Consider the following 6,135-nt stretch of genomic DNA (forward strand, 5'->3'; position numbering starts at 1 on the left):
TCGCCCAAAGTGGAGAACTTGATCGCGCTGCTCGTCGCGGCACCGCTGGTCGGTGCGGCCCTGCTGCTGTGCGGCGGAAAACGGCTCGACCGCACCGGCCACTGGATCGGCACCCTCTTCGCGGCGGCGTCGTTCGCCGTCGGGGTGGCGCTCTTCGCCGACATGCTCGGCAGGAGCGCCGACCACCGGGCGCTGCACCAGCACCTGTTCAGCTGGATCCCGGTCGGCGGCTTCCGCGCCGACGTCGCCTTCCAGCTCGACCAGCTGTCCATGACCTTCGTCCTGCTGATCACCGGCGTCGGCTCACTGATCCACGTCTACTCGATCGGCTACATGGAGCACGACGAACGGCGCCGCCGCTTCTTCGGCTACCTCAACCTCTTCCTCGCGGCGATGCTGCTGCTCGTCCTCGCCGACAACTACCTCCTGCTGTACGTCGGTTGGGAGGGCGTCGGCCTCGCCTCGTACCTCCTCATCGGGTTCTGGCAGCACAAGCCGAGTGCCGCCACCGCCGCCAAGAAGGCGTTCCTGGTCAACCGCGTCGGCGACATGGGCCTGTCCATCGCGATCATGCTGATGTTCACGACGTTCGGGACGTTCGCGTTCGGCCCGGTGCTCGCGTCCACCGGCGCCACCTCCGAGGGCAAGCTCACCGCCATCGGGCTGATGCTGCTGCTGGCCGCCTGCGGCAAGTCGGCCCAGGTACCACTGCAGTCCTGGCTCGGGGACGCCATGGAGGGCCCCACCCCGGTCTCCGCCCTGATCCACGCCGCCACGATGGTCACCGCCGGCGTGTATCTGATCACCCGCTCCGGGGCGATCTTCAACGCCGCACCGGACGCCCAGACCGCCGTCGTCGCGGTCGGCGCGGTCACCCTCCTCTTCGGTGCGATCGTCGGTTGCGCCAAGGACGACATCAAGAAGGCCCTGGCCGGCTCGACGATGTCGCAGATCGGCTACATGATCCTCGCCGCCGGCCTGGGCCCGATCGGCTACGCCTTCGCGATCATGCACCTGGTCACCCACGGCTTCTTCAAGGCGGGCCTCTTCCTCGGCGCCGGCTCGGTGATGCACGGCATGAACGACGAGGTCGACATGCGCCGTTACGGCGGCCTGCGGAAGTACATGCCGATCACCTTCATCACCTTCGGCCTCGGCTATCTCGCGATCATCGGCTTCCCCGGCCTGTCCGGCTTCTTCTCCAAGGACAAGATCATCGAGGCGGCGTTCGCCAAGGGCGGCACCGAAGGCTGGATCCTCGGCGGCGCGGCCCTCCTGGGCGCCGCGATCACCGCGTTCTACATGACCCGGGTGATGCTGATGACGTTCTTCGGCGAGGAGCGCTGGCGCAACGCCCCCACCCCCTCACCGGACCGGCCCTCCGCCGAACCCGCCGCCGGAACCGGCGGCGAGTACACCCCGCCGCATCCGCACGAGTCGCCGAAGGTCATGACCCTCCCCATGGTCGTGCTGGCCATCGGATCGGTCTTCGCCGGCGGCCTGTTCAGCCTCAACGAGGCCTTCGTCAAGTGGCTGGAGCCCGTCACGTCCTTCGCGCACGGCCACTCCCCGGTCAGCGCCACGACCGTCACCGCCGCCACCACCGTCGTCCTCTTCCTCGGCGTCGGCGTCGCCTGGCTGATGTACGGCCGCCGGCCGGTCCCGTCGCTCGCCCCCCGCGGCTCGCTGCTCACCCGCGCCGCCCGCCGCGACCTCCTCCAGGACGACTTCAACCACATCGTCTTCGTCCGCGGCGGCGGCCACCTGACCACCACCCTCGTCCAGCTCGACCACACCCTGGTGGACGGCGCGGTCAACGGCACGGCCGCCTCCATGGGCGGACTCTCCGGCCTGCTCCGCCAGTTGCAGAGCGGCTTCGTCCGCTCCTACGCGGTCCAGATGCTGGGCGGGGCCGCCGTACTCGTCGCCGCGACCCTGCTGATGAGGGGTGTCTGAGCCATGTCGTTTCCCCTGCTGACGGCGACGGCCGTGGTACCGGCGATCGGCGCGATCGCCACTGCCGCGCTGCCCGCCGCCAAGCGCACCGTGGCCAAATGGCTCGCGCTGCTCTTCTCCCTGCTCACCTTCGCGCTGGCCCTCGTCGTCGCGTTCCGCTTCGACCCCACCGCCAAGGGTCCCTTCCAGCTCACCGAATCGCACGCCTGGATCAGCGACTTCGGCGTCCGCTACGAACTCGGCGTGGACGGCATCGCGGTCGCCCTGATCGCGCTCACCGCCCTGCTCATCCCGTTCGTCATCCTGGCCGGCTGGCACGACGCCGACCCCCTGGAGGAAGCCACGCCCAACCGGCGCTGGCGGCCCACCCAGGGCTTCTTCGCCCTGATCCTCGCCGTCGAGGCGATGGTGGTGATCTCCTTCGAGGCCACCGACGTCTTCCTCTTCTACATCTTCTTCGAAGCCATGCTGATCCCGATGTACTTCCTCATCGGAGGCTTCGGGGACCGCGCCGGCGCCGACGGCGAGGAGCGCTCCGCGGACCGCAGGTCGCAGGCCGCGGTGAAGTTCCTGCTCTACAACCTCGCCGGCGGCCTGATCATGCTGGCCGCGGTCATCGGGCTGTACGCCGTCACCGCCGACCAGCTCGGCACCGGCACCTTCTCCCTGACGCAGATCGTCGAGGCCCGCGCGGCCGGGCAGCTGGACATCGGCACCACCACCGAACGCCTGCTGTTCCTCGGCTTCTTCTTCGCCTTCGCCGTCAAGGCCCCGCTCTGGCCGCTGCACACCTGGCTGCCCGGCGCCATGGGCGAATCGACCGCCCCCGTCGCCGTCCTGATCACCGCCGTGGTCGACAAGGTCGGCACCTTCGCCATGCTCCGCTTCTGCCTTCAGCTCTTCCCGGAGGCCAGCAGCTGGGCGACCCCGGTCATCCTGGTCCTCGCCCTGATCAGCATCGTCTACGGCGCCCTGCTCGCGGTCGCCCAGCGGGACATCAAGCGGCTGATCGCCTACGCCTCGATCTCCCACTTCGGCTTCATCATCCTGGGCATCTTCGCCATGACGTCCCAGGGCCAGGGCGGCGCCACCCTGTACATGGTCAACCACGGCATCTCGACCGCCGCCCTGATGCTGGTCGCCGGCTTCCTCATCAGCCGCCGCGGCTCCCGGCTCATCGCGGACTACGGCGGCGTCCAGAAGGTCGCCCCCGTGCTCGCCGGCACCTTCCTGATCGGCGGCCTGGCCACCCTCTCCCTGCCCGGCCTGGCCCCGTTCGTCAGCGAATTCCTCGTCCTGGTCGGCACGTTCAGCCGCTACCCGGTCATCGGCGTCATCGCCACCCTCGGCATCGTCCTCGCCGCGCTCTACGTCCTCGTCCTCTACCAGCGGACGATGACCGGGCCGGTGAAGAGCGAGGTCAGCGCCATGCCCGACCTGCGGGCCCGGGAACTGGTGGTGGTCGCGCCGCTGATCGCGCTGCTGCTCTTCCTCGGCGTGTACCCCAAACCGCTCACCGACCTGGTCAACCCGGCGGTCGAGCACACCCTGTCCGTCGTGGACAAGAAGGACCCCAAGCCCACTGTGCAGGTGAACGCCGTGCCCGGCAGCGGCCGGGCCGGTCACGCCGCGAGTGATCAAGATGTGGAGGCCGCGAAATGAGTTCCGTGGCAAGTGTCCACAGCCTGTGGACAGCGGCGGCCGGAGCACCGGGCAAGATCCCGGGGCCGCACATCGAGTACGCCCAGCTCTCGCCCACCCTGATCGTCCTCGGCGCCGCGGTGCTCGGCATCATGATCGAGGCCTTCGTCCCGCGCCGCAGCCGCTACTACTCCCAGCTGCTGCTGTCCCTGGTGGCGCTGGCCGCCGCGTTCGCCGCGGTGATCGGCCTGGCGGCCGCCGGATTCGGCTCGTCCAAGGCCCATGTCGCCGCGATGGGCGCCGTCGCCGTCGACGGCCCCGCGCTGTTCCTCCAGGGCACGATCCTGCTGGTCTCCCTGATCGCCGTCTTCACCTTCGCCGAGCGCCGGCTCGACCCGGCGGCACACGGCAAACACGTGGACTCCTTCGCCGCCCAGCCCGCGGCCGTCCCCGGCGGCGCCGCCGAACAGGCCGCCGTCAAGGCCGGGTTCACCACCACCGAGGTCTTCCCGATCCTGCTCTTCGCGGTCGGCGGCATGCTGATCTTCCCGGCGGCCAACGACCTGCTGACGCTCTTCGTCGCGCTGGAGGTCTTCTCCCTCCCGCTGTACATCCTGTGCGCACTGGCCCGCCGCCAGCGGCTGCTGTCGCAGGAGTCCGCGCTCAAGTACTTCCTCCTCGGCGCGTTTTCCTCCGCCTTCCTCCTGTTCGGCGTCGCCCTGCTCTACGGCTACGCGGGCACGGTGACGTACGCCGGGATCGCCGAGGTCGTCTCGGACGGCGCCAAGCAGATCGACCCGGCCCTGGCCGGCACGATGAGCAACGACGCACTGCTGCTGATCGGCGGCGCGCTGGTGCTGATGGGCCTGCTGTTCAAGGTCGGCGCGGTCCCGTTCCACATGTGGACCCCGGACGTCTACCAGGGCGCCCCGACACCGGTCACCGGCTTCATGGCGGCCGCCACCAAGGTCGCCGCGTTCGGTGCGCTGCTGCGGGTGCTGTACGTCGTCCTGCCCGGCATGCGCTGGGACTGGCGGCCGGTGATGTGGGGCGTCGCGATCATCACGATGCTGGGCGGCGCGATCGTCGCCATCACCCAGACCGACATCAAGCGGCTGCTGGCGTACTCCTCCATCGCGCACGCCGGGTTCATCCTCGCCGGTGTCATCGCCACCAGTAAGGACGGCGTCTCCTCGGTGCTGTTCTACCTGGGCGCCTACTCCTTCGTGACGCTCGGCGCGTTCGCCGTCGTCACCCTGGTGCGGGACGCGGGCGGCGAGGCCACCCAGCTGTCCAAGTGGGCCGGCCTCGGCCGGCGTTCGCCGCTGGTCGCCGCGGTCTTCGCGGTGTTCCTGCTGGCCTTCGCCGGCATCCCGCTGACCTCCGGTTTCGCCGGGAAGTTCGCGGTCTTCAAGGCGGCCGCGCAGAGCGGCGCGGGCTGGCTGGTGGTCGTCGGTGTGATCTCCTCCGCCATCGCCGCGTTCTTCTACATCCGCGTCATCGTCCTGATGTTCTTCAACGAGCCCAAGGCCGAAGGCCCGACCGTGGCGGTGCCCAGCCCGCTGACCTCCACGGCCATCGCCATCGGCGTCACCGCCACCCTGGTCCTGGGCCTGGCGCCGCAGTACTTCCTGGACCTCGCAGGGCATGCGGGAGTCTTCGTGCGCTGAACGGCGGGAGGCCGGCCTCGGCTTGGCCGACCGCCGGACCCGTACCGGTACCGCGGATACGTGCCCGGTGCGTCGCAGCACCGCGTGCGGCAACGGCCGCCGTCCGGAGCCCTCGGGGGGTTCCGGACGGCGGCCGTTCGCCGTGCAGGGCCCCGCCGACCGTCCAGTGGTCGGTCCGGCGGGCCCGGCGGTCAGCTCTTGGGCATCCCGCTCGGCAGCTCGGGCATGTCGGGGATCTTCACGCTGCCGTCGCTGGTCTTGGTGTACTTCTCGGTGGGGCCGTTCTTCCAGTCGACGGTCAGAGTCTTGCCGTCCGATCCGGCCTTGAGCGTGCCCATGGTGCGGGTGGTGTCCCCGTCGGTGCACTTGAGGGCGGCCATGGTCATCCCGGCCATCTCCTGGACCTTGCCCAGACACGCGGACTTGTGGCCGTTGCTGAACGCGACCGTGCCCTTGGTGATCACCAGGATCAGCGGGCTGCTGTCCGTACCGGCCTTCCAGGCACCCTCGACCGCCTTGGGGCTCGCGGGCTTGTCCGCGCTTCCCGGAGCCGACGTCGGAGCCTCCGGCGTCTTGCTCGGCTTGCTGTCGCTGCCGTTGTCGCCGCTGCTTCCGCAACCGCTGAGCAGCATCGCGGCGATGGCTGCCGCCCCGGCGATCTGTGCTGCCTTGCGCACGTACGTCTCCTCCGTTGTGGGTCAGGGACCGTGAGGCTAACAGCGCCCCCGCCCCACCGTCCGCCCCGTCATCGCTCTTGCATCAACGCCGGTACGCAGTTGGTGTGGGGCTGTGACGTAGGGCGGGGCGGGGCGGCTTCCCTCTTCCTCGGGGGGGGCTCCCCCTCCCCCCGCCCCGCCCCGCCCTACGT

4 protein-coding genes are annotated in these 6,135 nt (G+C 69.9%); 3 read left to right on the forward strand and 1 reads right to left on the reverse strand.

The features are described from left to right. Positions 1-9 precede the first annotated feature (9 nt). Genes nuoL through nuoN form a run of 3 tightly spaced genes read left to right on the forward strand, consistent with a single transcriptional unit; the run spans position 10 to position 5,267 of the window. Positions 10-1,956: an NADH-quinone oxidoreductase subunit L gene (gene nuoL, locus V2J85_RS32340; RefSeq protein WP_261957004.1), complete on the forward strand. Its 1,947-nt coding sequence runs from the start codon at positions 10-12 to the stop codon at positions 1,954-1,956. A 3-nt stretch (positions 1,957-1,959) separates the two neighbouring features. Next, positions 1,960-3,618, forward strand: coding sequence for an NADH-quinone oxidoreductase subunit M (locus tag V2J85_RS32345; protein WP_261957005.1), 1,659 nt, complete (start codon positions 1,960-1,962; stop codon positions 3,616-3,618). Then, a complete protein-coding gene (gene nuoN / locus V2J85_RS32350) occupies positions 3,615-5,267 on the forward strand; it encodes an NADH-quinone oxidoreductase subunit NuoN (protein ID WP_261957006.1) in 1,653 nt (550 codons plus the stop codon). Before V2J85_RS32345 ends, nuoN begins: the two co-directional genes overlap by 4 nt. A gap of 191 nt (positions 5,268-5,458) precedes the next feature. Here nuoN and V2J85_RS32355 read toward each other — a convergent pair whose 3' ends face one another. Continuing rightward, positions 5,459-5,944 (reverse strand): hypothetical protein, encoded by a 486-nt coding sequence (locus V2J85_RS32355; RefSeq protein ID WP_330823582.1) that lies wholly within the window; start codon positions 5,942-5,944, stop codon positions 5,459-5,461. Between the last annotated feature and the right edge of the window lie 191 nt (positions 5,945-6,135).

This window comes from Streptomyces bugieae, assembly GCF_036352915.1.
GTDB lineage: Bacteria > Actinomycetota > Actinomycetes > Streptomycetales > Streptomycetaceae > Streptomyces > Streptomyces endophytica.

Bases quoted from the DNA above. Each gene is read 5' to 3' on its own strand.
- V2J85_RS32345 (WP_261957005.1), top strand. From the start codon at position 1,960: ATGTCGTTTCCCCTGCTGACGGCGACGGCCGTGGTACCGGCGATCGGC.
- nuoN (WP_261957006.1), top strand. From the start codon at position 3,615: ATGAGTTCCGTGGCAAGTGTCCACAGCCTGTGGACAGCGGCGGCCGGA.